Genomic DNA, 17,094 nt, shown 5'->3' with positions numbered 1-17,094 from the left:
AGGCCACCGTCCGCCACGGAACGGATGTGCAAAACCATTCCTGCGTCACGGATTTTCCCGAACCATGCCCCGCGCGCGCCCACAGGGCACGGCCGCCCCGTGGCGACAGGCGGGGGGCGAACTCAAGATTATGTTACTGAATATGCACGACAACGCCCCATGCCGAGCGTCGGGGCCGGCCTATGCCTCGCCCGCCTCACGCGTGCGGATCCACTTTTCCAGCTCATCCGCAGGCAGCGGCTTGGCGAACAGGTAGCCCTGCATCACGTCGCATTTCAGGTCCTCGAGCAGTTGGCGCTGCTGCACGGTCTCCACCCCTTCGGTCACGACGGTCATGCCCAGGCGGTTGCCAATGCCGATGACGGCGGTGGTCACGGCCTGCGCGTTGGTGTCATGCTCGAAATCGTTGATGAAGCTGCGGTCGATCTTGATTTCCGTCAGCGGCAGGCGCGTCAGGCGCGACAGGGAGGAATAGCCCGTGCCGAAATCGTCCATCGACAGGCCCACCCCGATATTGCGGATGGCCTGCAGCACGTCATGCGTGGTCTTGCCACTTTCCATCATGACGTTTTCCGTGATCTCCACCGTCAGGCGGTCCGGCGTCAGGTCATAGGTCCGCAGCAGCCCCGCGATATATTCGGGAACGCTGTGGTCACCGAAATGCGCGGCGGACAGGTTGACCGCAACGGTGGGCACATGGATGCCCTCGCGGTCCCACTGGGCCATCTGCCGGCAGGCTTCCTGCAGGGACCACCGGCCGATGGCGGCGATCTGGCCGGTTTCCTCCGCCACCGCGATGAAGCGCGAGGGGAAGATGTTGCCAAGGTGGGGATGATGCCACCGCGCCAGGGCCTCCACGCCGTACAGTTCGCCGGTCATCGTATCGATCTGGGGCTGGTAGTACAGGTGCAAAAGCCCCTTGGACACGGTTTCATGCAGCGCGCTGCCCAGCAGCAGGCGGTCCTGCGCCAGACGGTTCTTGCTCGAATCCGCGAATTTGTAGGTGCCGCGTCCCTCGTTCTTCGCCTGCTGGAGGGCCACGTCGGCATGGCCCAGCAGGGATTCGCCATCGGGACCGTCATCGGGGAAGCACGCGATGCCGATGGAAACCGACAGCGTGATGGCGCTGTCATCGACCTCGATCGGTTCGGCAATCATGCGGATGATGCGCGTCGCCTGGTCCATCGCCAGCGCGCGGGGACAGTTGGGCACCACGACGATGAACTCGTCCCCGCTGCTGCGGCTGATGATGAAGCGCCCGGCCGACAGTTTCTGCAGGCGTACCGCCACCTCACGCAGGAAGTTGTCGGCATGGATATGGCCAAGCGCGTTGTTGATGTCGCGGAAACTGTCGATATTGATGACCATGACCGTAAAGACGGCATCCTGCCGGTCCGATGTCATCGTCTCGATATAGCGGTTGAGCGACGACCGGTTGAGCAGTCCCGTCAGCGTATCGCGTTCCGACAGTTCGGAGATGCGCTGGCGTGCCGCATCCCGCCCGAGCGCGAGCGTGCAGAACGGGGTTGCGGCCTTCATGACATCCACCGCCCAGTCCCTGACGCTGCTGTCGCGCAGGTAGATCGCAAGGATGCCCGCCGGCGTGCCGTCATGGGTGGTGATGGGGGCGGCGACGCAACTGTCGAACCCGAACGAACGCGCCAGCACCGCGTGGCGCGTCCACGCCAGGTCGGCGGCGACGGCGGGATTGTCCTTCATCGCCGCCACCGCCGCCGCATCGGGCACGCAGGTGGCCAGCGCGTTGCGCATGCGCCGTGGCAGGGTGGTGGTGGAGGTCACGTCCATGCGCCCGTCGCGCCCGCCCGGATGCAGCAGCACCACGCAGCAGTCGGACACCGTGTTTTCGATGCGCTGGCACAGGAACTGCCCGCTTTGGTCAAGGGGCAGCTTCTCGGTCGTCAGGCTGCGCAGCAGGTCATTGCGCAGTTGCAGGATGCTTTCGGCATGACGTTCCTGCGTCACGTCGGTCATGATGCCCATGTAGAAGATGCCCGGCAGGCCCGGACGCACCACCTGCGACAGCGACAGCCGCCCGCGCCGCACTTCGCCACTGGCATTGACGAATTCCACATCGCGGGTGGTGCCGACATTGTGGTGGCTGCCCGCCTCCCGGTGGCGGGCGATGAAACCGTCATGGTCCGCGCGATAGGCCACCGGGACAAGGCAGCGCACGTTCTGTCCCATCACCTCGTCCCGCGGGAGACCCCACAGTCTCTGTGCCGCGTCATTGTAGAAAACGATGTCGTTACGGTCGTTGATCAGGACCACCGCCTCGGGGACATGCTGGAGCGCGAGGTCGGAAAACTGCAGGTCCGGAGAATGCGTATAGGTTGTCATGTCATCGTTTTTCTTCTGCAATCCGCTGCCGCGCGGGAATCCGGGCCAGAAACGGCCATGACCGCCCTGCTTCGCGACATTGCCGACACTTGGGGACAGCGATACGTGCACGTGCGCCGCACAGGGTCATTCAACCGGTTCTCCCTAACCGTTTATCCCCTTGGCGGGGTTCATACAAGAATGCAACGCCACTGCCGCGGTGGCGGCATGATGGAGATTGAGTCCCGCAGCGCTTCGTGACACACACGCAGGCAGGATGGTGCACTCACGCCCGTCCGGCCGTGCGGACCCTGGAACATGCAGCATTTACGCCTCGTGCTCAAAGACGTCTGGTACCTGACCCGTCCCTATTTCATGTCCGAGGAGCGCGGGCGCGCGTGGGCGCTCCTGCTTGGTGTGCTGGCGCTGACGTTCTCTCTGGTGGGAATCGACCTGGTGCAGTCGTTCGCGCGCAACGTCTATTACACCGCCCTGCAGCAGCGCGACGTAAAGACCTTCCTGCGCGGCCTGTTCTGGTATGTGCGCGGCGAAAGCGGCGGCATCATCCCCGGCTTCTTCCCCGTCGCGGCCCCCGCGCTGGTGATGGGGGTGTACCTGCCGTACCTGCAGCAGATGCTCCAGCTGCGCTGGCGGCGGTGGCTGACGCGGCGGATGACGGCGCAATGGCTGGAAAACCGGACCTATTACCGCATCGCGCTGGTCACGTCGGGACTTGACGCCGGGGCCGACAACCCCGACCAGCGCATACAGGAGGACATCAACAGCTTCGTCAGCGACACGCTGACGCAGTTCACCAGCCTCGTCACCAATGTCGTGACCCTGTTCAGCTATGCCGGGCTCCTGTGGGCGCTGTCGGGACCGCTTGTGGTGCTGGGGATCACCATACCGGGCTATTTCTTCTGGGCGGCGCTGCTGTATTCGATCTTTGCCACATGGGTCACGCACCTTGTCGGGCACCGGCTTGCGGGGTTGCAGTTCCTGCAGCAGCGCGCCGAGGCCGACCTGCGTTACGGATTGGTACATGTGCGCGACAATGCCGAGGGAATCGCCCTGTACCGTGGCGAGGCGGAGGAGAAAACCGGGCTGGAGCACGCATTTTCCGCCGTCTATGACAACTTCCTCGCCATCATGCGCCGCACGCGGATGCTGGGGCTGCTGACAACGGGGCTGGAGGTCGTGTCGGGCAATTTCGCGCTGCTTGTCGGCTCCATCCGCTATTTCGCCAACAAGATGACGTTCGGCACGCTGATGCAGATGGTCATGGCATTTTCGCGCGTGCAGGGGGCCATGGGATGGTTTTCGACCTCCTACGCCTCGCTGGCCACATGGCATGCCGAGGTCGCGCGACTGGCGACGTTCCAGCGCGTCATGGACCGCGCCCGCGCGATGGAGGGGGAATGCCGCGTCATTCCCGCCGCCGCCGGGGCGGACATGGTCCTGCGTGACCTGACGGTCCTGCGCCCCGATGGCACGGTCATGCTGGAACATGTGTCGATGACACTGCGCCATGGGGGCATGACCGTCATTTCCGCGCCGTCGGGGACGGGGAAATCGACCCTGTTCCGGGTCATGGCCGGGATCTGGCCGTTCGTGCGCGGGGAAATCGAACGCCCCGACACCCCGATGATGTTCGTGCCGCAGCGCCCCTACCTGCCGGTGGGCAGCCTGCGCCGGGCCGTATGCTATCCCATGGCCACCACGCAGGTGCAGGACACGCAGGTGCGCGCGGCACTGGCGGCGGTCGGGCTGGGGCGGCTGGCGCCCCTGCTGGACGAGGAGGCGCCATGGGGGCAGACGCTTTCACCGGGGGAGCAGCAGCGCCTTGCGTTCGCGCGCATCCTTGTGGCGCGCCCGGCGTGGGTTTTCCTCGATGAATCGACCTCCAGCCTTGATGCCACGGCGGAGGGCATGCTGTATGACCTGCTGCGGCAGGAGTGTCCGGGCATCACCATCGTCTCGATCACGCACCGCGCCTCCCTGCTGGCGGCGCATGACACGTGCATCACGCTCCAGTCTCCATAAATCAGGAATTTTTGGTAAAGCTTTTTGCAAAAAGCTTCAAAGGAACGCCGCCTTTTTGGAAAAAGGCGGCACCCAAAAACTTTTATCCGTTTATCAGCGCCATGCCTGAAACCACTTTTCAGGTACAGCTTTCCGGGAAAGTGTACTTTGAGGTACATCAATACCCGTCACGTCCCGTTCCCGGTGATGCAGCCCTCGTCCGGGATGGCCCGCGCCCTGCGGCCACCACGCAGCAGGTCTTCGGCGCTGACCAGCACGATTCCCCCCAGGATCATCGCCGCGCCACAGATGAAGGCGGTATCCAGCCGTTCACCCAGCACCGTCACGCCGAACACCGTCCCGAACACCGGCGCCATGAAGGAAATCACCCCAAGGCGGGAGGCAAGATAGACCCGCAGCAGGGCGAACCACGCCAGATAGCTGGCGAAGGAGACGACCACGCTCTGGTACAGCAGTCCCGTCACCAGCATGGGCGTCCATGTGACCCGGACCTCGCCCATCATCACCGCCGCGCCGCCGGCCAGCACGAATCCGCCCAGCAGTTGGTACAGCAGCGTCACTGACGCCGGCGCGCGCGACAGGGCGGACACCCGCACGACCGTCGTGGTCGCGCCACTGGCCGCGCCCGCCGCAACCCCCAGCAGGTCACCCAGCCACGCCATGCTGCCCGCAGGCGCCGGCCCACGCCCGGCAAAGGACGCCACCACCCCGGCAAAGGCCAGCCCGATGCCGCACCATTGCAGCGGGGCAAGCCGTTCTTCCGGCAGGCACAGCCCAAGGCCGAACGCCGCGAAGATCGGCGCGGTATAGAGGAAGATCGCGATATGCGACGCCGTGGTCAGGCGCAGCCCCTCCCCCACCAGCACGAACTCCGTCCCGAACAGCAGCCCCGCCAGGACACCACCGCGCAGCGTCCACCGCGCCAGCGCCCCATGGTCGCGCCGGTACAGCACCACCAGCGCGACCAGTACCGCCGAGATGCCCGAACGCACCCCCACCTGCAGCAGCGGCGCCATCGATGCCGCCGCCAGTTTGATGATGACCTGCTGCGTGCCCCAGATCGCGCACATCATGACCATGATGGCCGTGGCCTGCGCGTCAACGGGTCTGCGTTCGTTGCCCATGGCGTACCTTACAGTTCGTAACCATAAGGAAATAACTTGAGAATGCCGGGGAATGTGCTCTTTTTTGGGAAAGGATGTGCAATTTTCGCTCATGAAACCGAAGGAACGCGCAATGTCCACTCACAGGCTGGACCCGCATGACCTGGCCATCGTGCGCCTGCTGCAGGAGGACGCAGGCCGGCCGCAGCGCGAAATCGCGCGGCGGGTCAACCTGTCGCCCCCCGCCGTGCAGCGCCGGATCGCACGCATGCAGAAGGAGGGCATCATCCGCCGCACGGTCGCCATCGTGGACCAGGCCGCCGTGGGCTTTCCCATCACCGTGCTGGTGAATGTCACGCTGACGGATGACCGTTCGGCCACGGTGTCGGCCATCAAGGCCTTCTTCCGCGATGCCCCGGAGGTGCAGCAATGTTACTGCGTCACCGGGACGGCGGGGTTCATCCTGATCCTGCTGGTCCCGTCGATGGAGGATTATGAACAGCGGACCGCGCGCCTGCTGGCGGACAACGAACTTGTGCGTTCCTATCACACCATGGTCGTGCTGGACCGTGTGAAGACCGGGACCGGCGTGCCGCTGTAGCCGTACCCGTCACGCGGGATTTGCATGGGACCCAGGCATGCGGGCCGTCTGGACTGCCGCCGCCACGCGCCATCCCCATGTGCTGGAGGACAGGGGCCATGACACCATCGTGCGGGTGGGACAGGCGGACCGGTTCTGGTCCGATTTCTACCACCATGCGCTGACGGCGCGGTGGAGCAGGTTCCTGTACTGGTCCATCGCGTTCTATGTCGGGATCAACGTGGTCTTCGCGCTGGCCTACATGGCGGTGGGGTCGCAGGTTTCGGGCGCGCGGGGCGGCGATTTCCTCGATTATTTCTTCTTCAGCGTCCAGACCCTCTCGACCGTGGGATATGGCGTCATGGCCCCGGTCGGCCGCACGGCGAACCTGCTGGCGACGACAGAGGTCCTGGGCGGCATGATGATCAACGCCGTGGCGACGGGCCTTGTCTTCGCGCGGTTTTCGCGCCCGCGCGCGCGCATCATGTTCAGCAAGCGCGCCGTCATCATCAACGACAACACGACACCGCACCTTGACGTGCGTGTCGCCAACTGCCGCCGCAGCCCGATCCTGAGCGCGGACATCGAATTCTCGCTTGCCCGCCTGATCCCGCAACCCGACGGCCATGTCACGCGGGAGTTCGATTCCCTGCCCCTGCGGCAGTCGCACATCCCGGTCCTGCGCTTTGCGTGCCTGCCGGTGCATGTGATTGACGCAGCCAGCCCCCTGCATGGCGTCACACTGGAGATGCTGCGCGCGGAGGAGGCGGAGATCATCGTCACGATCACCGGCACGGACGAGGCCTCCGGACAGTCGGTGTTCGCCCGCACGGCCTACGGGTTCGACCGGATGCTGTATGACCACCATTTCGTGGACATCATCAACACCAACCCCGATGGCAGCATCACGGTCGATTACACGCGCTTCGACGACCTTGAAAAATGCGCCTGATCCCCGCCATGCGCCTGTTACGCGCCTGACAGCCCTTTCCACGCCGCAAGCGCCCGCGCGCGGCCCCCCTGCAGGTCCACGATGGGCGCGGGATAGGCCACGCGCCCGCGGATCGCGGGGTCACAGGTCCATGGGGCATGGACGCATGACGTGGGCAGTCGGGCAAGTTCGGGCACCCATCTGCGCACATAGGCCCCGTCGGGATCGAACTTCTGCGCCTGCAGCACGGGGTTGAACACGCGGAAATAGGGGGCGGCATCCACCCCGCACCCCGCAACCCACTGCCAGTTGGCGACATTGCTTGCGATATCCGCATCCACCAGCGTGTCGCGGAACCATGCCTCCCCCACGCGCCAGTCCATCAGCAGGTGTTTCGTCAGGAACGACGCCACGATCATCCGCACCCGGTTGTGCATCCAGCCGGTCTGCCACAACTGCCGCATGCCCGCATCGACGATGGGATAGCCCGTGCGCCCCTGCTGCCACGCCCGCAGGTCACGCGCGTCATCGCGCCACGGCATCGCATCGAATTCGGTGCGGAAATTGGCTGAGACCAGTTCGGGCTGCGCATAAAGCAGGGACACCGCAAAATCCCGCCACCCCAGTTCCGACAGGAATTTCTCCAGGTCCTTTTCACCCGCGCCCTGCCCGGCGGTCCCGCGCACGGCCATGACGGCTTCGTGCCAGACCTGCCGGGGGGAGACATGGCCAAACCGCAGGTCCGGCGACAGGCGCGATGTCGCGGGCAGGTCCGGCCGGTCGCGCGCATCGGCATATCCCGCAAGCCCGCCCACGACAAAATCACGCAGGCGTTCGCGTGCCGCTTCCTCTCCCGGGCGCCATGCCGCGCGCAGCCCCCCGGCCCAGTCGGGGGCCACGGGACGCAGGCCAAGCGCGTCGATCCCCACGCAAGGCTCCGCCCATGCGGCGGGACGCGCCGCCGGGGGGACATGTGCGGGCGCGGGCAGCGGCGGCAGGGGATCGCCCATGGCGCGTGCGGCGCGCCACCACGCGGTATAGACCCGGAACGCATCGCCCGTGCGGGTGCGTACCGTCCATGGTTCATGCAGCACGCCGGCCGCAAAGCTGTGGGCGGCCACGCCCGCTTCCTTCACGGCGGCCTTTATGGCGGTGTCGGTTTCACGGCCAGCGGGATCATAGCGGCGGTTCCACACGATTTCCGCCGCCCCTGCCTGCGCCACAAGCCGGGGCACCAGCGTGGCGGCATCGCCGCATGCCACATGCAGTCCCGCCCCCACCCGCGCAAGGTCCGCATGCAGCGCGCGCAGGCCCCCGTCGAGCCACCACCGCACCGCCCCGCCCAGCGCACGGGCGAAGGCCTGTTGCGGGTCATGCACGAACAGGCACAGCACCGGCCGCCCCGATGCCACCGCATGCGACAGGGCCGGGTTGTCCGCCAGTCGCAGGTCGTCACGAAACCAGACGATGACCGGGGCCGGCGTTGGGGATGGCTCGGCGGAAGAAGGGGGCGGGGATGATCGGGGCATGTCCATTCCGGCAGTGATGGCAGGGCCTGCCGGTGTGCTATACCCTTGCGAACCGTTGCAAGTGAAACCTGCCCACCTTTCTGGATGACCGGCGCACCTTCGATGTTCTTCCTGTTCAAGACGATCCTGTCGGGGCTGATCATTGCCCTCGTCTCCACCATTGCGCGGCGTTATCCCGCCCTTGGCGCGCTGGTCGCCTCCCTGCCGCTGATCTCGGTGTTCGGGATGCTGTGGCTGTGGGCGGAGACAAGGGACCCGGTCCGCATGGAAACCCATGTGGAGGCGACATTCTGGTATGTCATCCCGTCACTGCCGATGTTCCTGCTGATCCCGTACCTGATGCGCCATGGGGTTGGCTTCTATCCCGCGCTGCTCATGGGATGCGTGCTGACCGCCGTGCTCTATATGGGGGTGACATGGTGTGCGGCGCGCATGGGCGTAAACCTGTAGACCGGATCGCGGACGTTTGCGGGTGGCGTCTTTTTTCAGGCATCCGGCGCGTCCTCCCGAAGCCTCCTGAAAAACGCTTCACCGGAAACTTCCGCAAATTCCATCAGGTATTTTCGCGGGCAGCCCCTGCCCCGTCAGGGCGACGCGGGCGGGGAGGCATGCTCCGGCGCCGTGGCCTGCACATCCTGCCTGGCGGGGGCCGCCGGGGGCGTGCTGTCGGGTTCCTCAAACATGGCGCGACAGCCGGGAGAAAGCTGGTCGAGCTTGCTTTCAAGACATTCCTCCATCAACTGCTCGTTGGGAATGTCCATGAAACACAGCCGGAAGACATCCTTCTTGCACGCTGATGCCTGGTCCTCCCGCGCGGCGGCGTGGGCGGGCAGGGCCTGCGTCATGCCCCAGAACATCGTGACGAGTGCGCACGCCATGATGCGCAGGTCGTGATGTCCGGTTTCATGATGACGCAGCATGTCTTGATCCTCCTTGAAAAAACAACGGGCCGTGGCAGACGGACCTGAAAATGGGGCATGCGCGATGGGGGGCCTGTGCACGACAGGCGGCGCGATACGGCGCATCATATGGGCCGGACCGCCATCCGGGGCGCGACGGGGCCTGTGTCCAACGCGGAACGTGTCAAAAAGTTTCCTGATTATTACGTAGAAATCCACAAGATACCATCATTTATCTGTGATGATACGGATGGCCGCCTGCCTGCGTTGGCAATTCACACCGCAACAAACACCGAAAGGAACGGCACCATGGCCAACGAAACCACCACGCAGCTGGGACATGCGGCAGGCAAGGTTGCGGACGTCCTGACGGGCGCACGGACGGACAAGTCCGGCCTGATGAGCGCGATGATCGAATATATGGGCGAACGCAACAGCACCGGGCGCCGCACCCTGCATGAACGCGCCCGCAACGCGGGGCTGGAGCCGACGGTCCGGCAGTGGGAGGCCGCCCCCTCCCCCACGCCGACGCAGGCGGATGTCGTGACAGAACTGCTGCCCGCCGACGTGATCGACCGTTTCTCCCGCCAGACGGGACTGTCACACGCGGCGACCGTCGCGGGGCTGGCGGACCTGCTGCCCCACATGTCGCGGCTGGATGGCTGACGCCACGGGCGGAAATGGGGGCAGGTGGGATGCAGCCAGCCCCCTTGCGCGGCGGGGTCATTGACGCGACCGTATGCGTCACACGACAGACCGACGCATACGGGAGAGACGCATGACCACCACCGACACCCAACACGACAAGAGGGCCATCATCGTAACAGGCGGCAGCCGTGGCATCGGCCATGCGATCTGCCGCCTGCTGGCGGCCCATGGCTATCCCGTGGCGATCAATTACAGCCACACCGCCGCCCCGGCGGAGGAACTGGCGGACAGCATCCGCGCACAGGGCGGCCATGCGGTGGCGATTGCCGCGAACGTGGCCGACCCGGCGCAGATCACCACCCTGTTCGACCGCGCGACGCGCGAACTCGGCCCGCTGGGCGGACTGGTCAACAATGCGGGCGTCACGGGGACGAAGGTCCGCGTGGATGAACAGACGGCTGAGACGCTCGACGCCCTGTTCGACATCAACGTGCGCGGCAGCATGCTGGCGGCGGCCGAGGCCGTGCGCCGCCTGTCCACGCGCCATGGCGGGCAGGGCGGCAGCATCGTCAACCTGTCGTCGGTCGCGGCGCGCCTGGGCGGATTGCCGGGGCTGGTGCCCTATGCCGCGACCAAGGCCGCGATCGAGACCTTCACCCGCGGGCTGGCCAACGAGGTCGCGCGCGAGGGCGTGCGCGTCAACGCCGTCGCCCCCGGCCTGACGGCAACCGACATGGTCCCCCCGGAAACCGAGGCCCTGGTGGACAAGGTCGTGCCGATGGGGCGCACCGGCCACCCCGACGAAATCGCACAGGCGGTGCTGTTCCTGATATCCCCCGCGTCTTCGTACATGACCGGCAGCATCATGACAGTTTCGGGCGGACGCTGATACACTGCCGCCCATTGCAGCCATCCCAAGGAGATAGCAGCGCATGTATATTGCCATGAACCGCTTCCGCATTCCCCCCGAAAACGAGGACGCCTTTCGCGAACGCTGGCTGGGGCGCGAAGTCCACCTGCATACCGTGCCCGGCTTCATCAGCTTCCAGTTGCTGGCCGGCCCGCGTCACGATGACCATATCCTGTATGCCTCCCACACGGTCTGGCAGTCGCGCGTCGCGTTTGAAAACTGGACCCGGTCGGACGAATTCCGTGCCGCCCATGCCAGCGCGGGCACGAAAAAGCCGCTGATGATCGGCCCGCCCGTGTTCGAGGGATTCGACGTGGTGCAGAACATCATCGCGCGCATGCCCGACAGCGAGGGCTGAGACCACCGGCCCCACCTGTCACGTTTGCGCGCGGTGCGGGGAATGTCACGTTTCCATGCCCGCGCGCATCACCTATGATCGGTGTGCGCGGGGCCACGGGTTCCGCCGGCCCTTCCCCGGATTACAGGAACCCATCGCCATGTCCCCAGCCGCCCTGTCACGCCGCAGCCTCCTCCTTGGCGGGGTGACGGCGGCGGGACTGATGGGGACACGCGCACGGGCCGCCGCGCCCGCGCCGCTGGCGCAACCGCCCAGCGTCGTCAGCAACCCGCCGCGACAGTGGGGCCCGCAGGCCCCGGCCCCCTACCTGCCGGACCCGGACATCATTGCGCTCGACCCGTCATTTTCCAACCTTGTCTACGGCAATGCCAACATCCGTCTGGCATGGCGTGGCGGCGACTGGCTGGAAGGCCCGGCATGGAGCACGCAGGGGCGTTTCCTGCTGCTGAGCGACACGATCCGCGCACAGCAGTACCGCTACCTTTGGGAGACGGGGACGGTTTCGGTCTTTCGCGCCAGTTCCTACAACAGCAACGGCAACACGTTCGATGCCGAAGGCCGCCTGATCAGTTGCGAACACGGCATGCGCCGGGTCGTGCGCTGGGAACATGACGGGTCGTGCAGCGTGCTGGCGGACCGGTACCAGGGCGCGCCGCTCAATTCCCCCAACGACGTGGTGGTCCATCCCGATGGCGGCATCTGGTTCACCGATCCCGGATATGGCGACACCATCGTCGAAGGTCATCCCGACGCGCCGGGGGGACGTGCCAACCGCATGGGCCGCGAACGCTGGACCGAGGACGGGGAGGTCGTGGCCCAGTTCGCGGGCCATGCGCGGCAGGACGACCATGTCTTTCGCATCGACCCGCATACCGGCGAACTGCGCGCCGTCCTGACACAGCAGCAGCTTGCGGGGCCGAACGGGCTGTGCTTCTCCCCTGATGGCACCATCCTTTACGTGATTTCCAGTGGCGCGGGACCGGGACAGGACGGCCCCGGCGGGGACCAGCGCATCCATGCCTATGACCTGAAGGACGGGGACGTGCGCAATGGCCGCGTGTTCGCTGACATGATGCTTGACGGGCACCAGTTGGGGCCGGATGGCATGCGCGCGGATATCTTCGGCAACCTGTGGTGCGGCGCGGGCGGCCCGCTCGGCCTGTGCGGCGTCGTGGTCTACAGCCCCGCCGGGCGCATGATCGGGCGGCTGCGGCTGCCACGCGGGGTGTCGAACCTGACCTTTGGCGGGCCAAAGCGCGACACCCTGTTCATGTGCGCCGCCGATGCGCTGTTCACGCTGGTGGTCAATACACAGGGCGCGGGCCTGTCCTGACCCCCGATCCGTTAAAAGTCGTGGTTTCCAAAGGGTAATACCCTTTGGTGGGGGTTCGGGGGCAAAGCCCCCGAGGCCATCGTCGTTTGACCCATCCGGGCGCTGCCCGGACCCGGCAGGGATCTCGATCCCTGCATCCTGATTCGTTAAAAGTCCTGGTTTCCAAAGGGCAATGCCCTTTGGTGGGGGTGTGGGGGCAAAGCCCCCTGCCCTTCCTTACCCTACGCCCCGCCAACCCCATGCCCGACCATCGCCATCGGGTTGACCAGGCGATCGAACGTCGCCCCATCCACCAGCCCCGACGCCAGCGCAGCTTCGCGCAGGGTGATGTCCTGTTCCATCGCCCGGTGCGCGATGGCGGAGGCGTTGTCGTAGCCGATTTCGGGACTCAGCGCGGTCACCAGCATGACCGACCCTTCGACATACTGCCGGATGCGCTTGAGGTTCAGGCGTGTCCCCTCCACCGAGAAGACGCGGAAATTGTGGCACCCGTCAGCAAGGATGCGGATCGCGTGGATCACATTGGCCACGATCACCGGACGCATCACGTTCAGGTCAAGCTGCCCCTGGCTGCCGGCGAAGGCAACGGTGGCGTCATTGCCCATGACCTGCGTGCAGATCATCACCATCGCCTCGCACTGGGTCGGGTTGACCTTGCCGGGCATGATGGAGGAACCGGGTTCGTTTTCGGGCAGGTGCAGTTCCCCCAGCCCACAGCGCGGGCCGGAGCCAAGCCAGCGCATGTCGTTGGCGATCTTCATCAGCGCCACGGCAACCCCGCGCAGCGCGGCGGAAACACGCACCATCGCGTCCAGCCCGCCAAGGGCCGCGAACTTGTTGGGCGCGGTGACGAACGCCCGCCCCGTCAGGGCCGCGATCTGCTGCGCGATCGCACGGCTGAAACCCGGCGGCGCGTTCAGGCCCGTGCCCACCGCCGTCCCGCCGGCCGCCAGTTGCAGCACGCCGCCACGCGCGGCCTTGACCGCATCCAGCGCATCCTCCAACTGGCACGCCCAGCCGGACCATTCCTGTCCCACCGTCAGCGGCACCGCATCCTGCAGGTGTGTGCGCCCGATCTTGACCACGTCATGCCATTCCTCCGCCTTGGCGCGCAGGGCGGCAATCAGTTCCTCCACGCGCGGCATCAACCGGTCGTCAAGTTCCAGCAGGGTCGCGACATGCATGGCGGTGGGAAAGGAATCGTTGCTCGACTGTCCCATGTTCACGTCATCATTGGGATGGACCGGGGTCTTGGACCCCAGCACGCCCCCCAGAAGCTGGATCGCGCGGTTGGCGATCACCTCGTTGACGTTCATGTTGGTCTGCGTGCCCGATCCCGTCTGCCAGACGAACAGGGGGAATTCGGAATCCAGCGCGCCGCCTGCCACTTCGTCGGCGGCACGGCAGATGGCGTCGGCCTTCCATCGGGGCAGGCGGCCATCGGCGGCGTTCACCAGGGCGGCCGCCTTCTTTACGATGCCATAGGCATGGCAGACCTCGATCGGCATGTGGTCGCGGCCGATGGAGAAATGCACAAGGCTGCGCTGCGTCTGCGCACCCCAGTAATGGTCGGCGGGAACGTCGATGTCGCCCATCGAATCACGTTCGCGACGCAGGCCGGTGGCCTTGATGCCGATGGGACAGTCGATCAGTTTCGGCGGCTGGGTCATGGGGCGTTCCTTCCTGTGGTTTTCAGGAAATATGGGAACGCACGCCGCCCGATACGCCCCCACGCACCATCACAAGCCGGTGCGTGGGGAAAAACGGCGGATCAGAAATCCGCTTCCAGCGTGAAGTGATAGGCCCGCGGCATGCCGGCATACGCGGCGCTGGTGCCTGCGGCGGTGACCGACGTGCCTTCGGCCGTGCCGTTATAGACCGACGACCAGTACCGTTCGTTGGCAACATTGGTCACGCCGAAACGCGCCATCCACGGATGCTTGCCCGCACGGAACGGATAGCGCACGCCCATGTCCAGCGTCACATACGACCCGGCAAAGGTGGAGTTGTAGACATCCGCCGCGCGGCGGCCCGTGTAATGGACGTTGGCATTGACCGCGAGTCCATTGAGCGCAAAGCCCTGCGCAAAGGGAACACGGTAGTCCAGCAGCACGTTGGCCTGCAGCGGGGCGACGCCCACCGCCTGCTTGTTGGAGGTCGCGGCCTTCCCGGTGTTGAGCACCTGCGCATCGATCCATGTCATGCCGCCGATGACCGACAGGCGCGGCGTGATGTGGCCCATCGCCTGGAATTCGACACCATAGTTACGCTGCGTGCCGTAATTGCCATAGATGTCGGTCTTGGGATCGATGAAGGAATAGCTGCGCGTCGCGCGGAAACCCGCGATGTTGAACTGCATGGCGCGGTACATGTACTTGTACCCGACCTCGAATTCCTCGCTACGGACGGGCGCGGTATATTCGTTGTCATTCAGCGCACCGGCCGAGACGGAGGACCCCGCCTGCAGCGAACGGCCATAGGTGAAGTAGGCCGTCTGGTTGTCGGTGGGCTTGTACACCAGGCTTGCCATCGGGCTGAACGCCGCATCGACATCAGGCGCATGCTTGGTCGCGCCCTTGGACAGATGCGTGGTCGTGACGGTATAGCCATCGATGATCGATGTCGTCGGCTTGCCCGCGATCGTGCCGGTGGATTCCTGATCCAGCCAGCTCCACGCCAGCGTGCCGCTTGCCGACCAGTGGCGGTTGAAATGCACCGTGTCGCCCAGGATCATCGACTGGTAACGCACATACTGCGATTCATACTTGCCGTGGTAATAGGGCTGCGGGACGTTGCGCCCCACCGGGTTGTAGAGCGAGGCGGACTTGATGTCCGTATAGCTCTGCCCGCTCAGCGGGTTGTAGCCGCCTTCCATGTAGCCGTTGGTGCCGATCACGAGGTCATGCGTGACGAAGCCGGTATGCACGCGCCCGTTGATGTAGGCCATGTTACTGCCGACCTTGAAGTCATTGACCGTGGTGGCCGCCGACATGGCCTGCTTGTAATCGCCCTTGTTGTCGATCAGGGTATCTGCAGCCTCGAACACCTGACGGCCGGAATCCTGGTACAGCCCGCCGATGACGAAGCTCCAGTTATCGTTGATCCGGTGCTTCAGCTTGGCCAGGAACACGTTGTTTTCGGAATTGAAGCCCGCATTGTCCTGCCCCATGTGCGGCTTGCCCAGATCCGGGGCCGTGGGCAGGCGGTAGCCACCGAGGTTGATGCCCGCGGGCATGCCACGTTCATCGAACGTGTAGTGGCTGGCGTCGAGTTCGAGCACCGTGTTGTGGTCGATATGGATGTCGAAATCCGCACTGACGAGGTTGCGGCGCACCCAGCTGTCCTGCACGTACGACGTGCCGTCGCCATGCAGCAGGTTGATGCGGTAGCCCAGCCAGCCATGCTTGCCGACACGGCCGGAGGAATCGACATTTTCCATCAGCGTGCCGATGGAATCCACGCCCACCGCAAGGCGGTTGATCCGCTCATCCGTCGGGCGCTTCAGCCCGTATTCGAACGTGCCCGCCGGGTTCTGCGGCCCGTACAACGCACCCGCCAGCCCGTTGAGGACCTGCACGTTGTCGAACTGCTCCGCCGCATACGGGGTGACGGTAAAGGCGTTCAGCCCGTCAATGCGGCTGTTGGAGATGACGTCCGCCTCGAACCCGCGCGACTGCGGGCGGCTGGTGCCGGGGTCGGCGCGGGTTTCCAGCTGGACCGAGGGCATGTACTGCATCAGGTCATTGACGTTACGCGCCTGCTGGTTGACGATCACGTCGTGCGGGACGGTCATGATCGACATCGGCGTGTCAAGCGTGCGCCGCGTGCCCAGCGGGCCGAGGTTGGCCGTCTTCTTGTTGTAATCCGCGGCGGCGCCCGACGCCATGCGGCGATGGCCGATGACGGTCATGTCCTCCGCATTGGCGGAACCGACGGCGGTGGAGGCCACGGCCTCCTGCCCCGGTGCGGCCTGCGAAGCCCCCCCCGGTGCGGACGACGCTGCTGCGACAGTGCCCTGCGTGGTGGTGGCCTGGCCCGTCGTGGACGGCCCCTTGGACGCGGGCTGCGCAACGGTGGCGGCAACGCCCGACAGGCCCATGGGCGTCAGGCCCAGACCTGCCGACACAACATAAATCGCCGTCCTCTTGACCGTGCGCATGCAGCTACCTTCTGAAAGAATTGTGATGAAAGATATCCCGGCGTATATAATCGTGATTACGGCATGTCTATATTCGTTTGAATATGCACGGCATTTTTTTACGAACCTTCCCGGCCGCCACCGCCTGCCATGAAAATAAATTTCATAGCTGCACCAAACGTTTCTTTCTATTGTTCGGGATTACATAGGCACGGTGGCGCGGGCATTACCTGTTGCAGTAAAGACACATAATTTTATGGAATGTATATCGCCCGTGACTTTCAC

14 protein-coding genes are annotated in these 17,094 nt (G+C 65.2%); 8 read left to right on the top strand and 6 right to left on the bottom strand.

The features are described from left to right. Positions 1 to 180: 180 nt before the first annotated feature. Complete coding sequence (locus tag KMAL_RS05665; RefSeq protein ID WP_239019961.1) at positions 181 to 2,358, bottom strand: EAL domain-containing protein; 2,178 nt, start codon at positions 2,356 to 2,358, stop codon at positions 181 to 183. Positions 2,359 to 2,655: 297 nt separating this feature from the next. On the opposite strand from KMAL_RS05665, the gene KMAL_RS05660 reads away from it, so the two are divergent. Then, the gene (locus KMAL_RS05660; RefSeq protein WP_110094775.1) at positions 2,656 to 4,380 is read left to right on the top strand and encodes an ABC transporter ATP-binding protein/permease; all 1,725 of its coding nucleotides are present in this window, start codon (positions 2,656 to 2,658) and stop codon (positions 4,378 to 4,380) included. Positions 4,381 to 4,547: 167 nt separating this feature from the next. On the opposite strand, the gene KMAL_RS05655 is transcribed toward KMAL_RS05660, so the two are convergent. Next, positions 4,548 to 5,504 (bottom strand): DMT family transporter, encoded by a 957-nt coding sequence (locus tag KMAL_RS05655; RefSeq protein WP_110094774.1) that lies wholly within the window; start codon positions 5,502 to 5,504, stop codon positions 4,548 to 4,550. Positions 5,505 to 5,616: 112 nt separating this feature from the next. On the opposite strand from KMAL_RS05655, the gene KMAL_RS05650 reads away from it, so the two are divergent. Further along, positions 5,617 to 6,084, top strand: coding sequence for an Lrp/AsnC family transcriptional regulator (locus KMAL_RS05650; RefSeq protein ID WP_110094811.1), 468 nt, complete (start codon positions 5,617 to 5,619; stop codon positions 6,082 to 6,084). A gap of 37 nt (positions 6,085 to 6,121) precedes the next feature. Then, a complete protein-coding gene (locus KMAL_RS05645) occupies positions 6,122 to 7,015 on the top strand; it encodes an ion channel (protein WP_110094773.1) in 894 nt (297 codons plus the stop codon). A 17-nt stretch (positions 7,016 to 7,032) separates the two neighbouring features. On the opposite strand, the gene KMAL_RS05640 is transcribed toward KMAL_RS05645, so the two are convergent. Next, a complete protein-coding gene (locus KMAL_RS05640) occupies positions 7,033 to 8,523 on the bottom strand; it encodes a cryptochrome/photolyase family protein (protein WP_110094810.1) in 1,491 nt (496 codons plus the stop codon). 102 nt (positions 8,524 to 8,625) lie between these two features. Between KMAL_RS05640 and KMAL_RS05635 the strand changes: the two genes are divergently transcribed. Beyond that, on the top strand, positions 8,626 to 8,973 hold the full coding sequence (locus tag KMAL_RS05635) for a DUF3147 family protein (protein WP_110094772.1): 348 nt from the start codon (positions 8,626 to 8,628) through the stop codon (positions 8,971 to 8,973). 134 nt (positions 8,974 to 9,107) lie between these two features. Here the strand turns inward: KMAL_RS05635 and KMAL_RS17535 are convergent, their stop codons facing one another. Continuing rightward, positions 9,108 to 9,443, bottom strand: a complete 336-nt coding sequence (locus KMAL_RS17535) for a hypothetical protein (RefSeq protein WP_239019960.1) — start codon at positions 9,441 to 9,443, stop codon at positions 9,108 to 9,110. 288 nt (positions 9,444 to 9,731) lie between these two features. On the opposite strand from KMAL_RS17535, the gene KMAL_RS05625 reads away from it, so the two are divergent. The 4 genes from KMAL_RS05625 to KMAL_RS05610 all read left to right on the top strand — a co-directional run bounded on the left by KMAL_RS05625 (position 9,732) and on the right by KMAL_RS05610 (position 12,671). Next, positions 9,732 to 10,088 (top strand): YidB family protein, encoded by a 357-nt coding sequence (locus KMAL_RS05625; protein ID WP_110094809.1) that lies wholly within the window; start codon positions 9,732 to 9,734, stop codon positions 10,086 to 10,088. Positions 10,089 to 10,200: 112 nt separating this feature from the next. Further along, positions 10,201 to 10,959: an SDR family NAD(P)-dependent oxidoreductase gene (locus tag KMAL_RS05620; protein WP_110094771.1), complete on the top strand. Its 759-nt coding sequence runs from the start codon at positions 10,201 to 10,203 to the stop codon at positions 10,957 to 10,959. Positions 10,960 to 11,002: 43 nt separating this feature from the next. Further along, positions 11,003 to 11,338, top strand: a complete 336-nt coding sequence (locus KMAL_RS05615; RefSeq protein ID WP_110094770.1) for an antibiotic biosynthesis monooxygenase family protein — start codon at positions 11,003 to 11,005, stop codon at positions 11,336 to 11,338. 139 nt (positions 11,339 to 11,477) lie between these two features. Further along, positions 11,478 to 12,671 (top strand): SMP-30/gluconolactonase/LRE family protein, encoded by a 1,194-nt coding sequence (locus tag KMAL_RS05610; protein ID WP_110094808.1) that lies wholly within the window; start codon positions 11,478 to 11,480, stop codon positions 12,669 to 12,671. A gap of 221 nt (positions 12,672 to 12,892) precedes the next feature. Here KMAL_RS05610 and fumC read toward each other — a convergent pair whose 3' ends face one another. Continuing rightward, positions 12,893 to 14,341, bottom strand: coding sequence for a class II fumarate hydratase (fumC, locus tag KMAL_RS05605; RefSeq protein WP_110094769.1), 1,449 nt, complete (start codon positions 14,339 to 14,341; stop codon positions 12,893 to 12,895). Between the two features lie 101 nt (positions 14,342 to 14,442). Beyond that, positions 14,443 to 16,770 carry a TonB-dependent siderophore receptor gene (locus KMAL_RS05600; protein WP_408887898.1) on the bottom strand — a complete coding sequence of 776 codons (2,328 nt, stop codon included), beginning with the start codon at positions 16,768 to 16,770 and terminating at the stop codon, positions 14,443 to 14,445. Positions 16,771 to 17,094: the final 324 nt, after the last annotated feature.

This window comes from Novacetimonas maltaceti (genome assembly GCF_002906255.1).
Classification (GTDB): domain Bacteria; phylum Pseudomonadota; class Alphaproteobacteria; order Acetobacterales; family Acetobacteraceae; genus Novacetimonas; species Novacetimonas maltaceti.
This window is presented reverse-complemented; position numbering and strand designations above follow the sequence as displayed.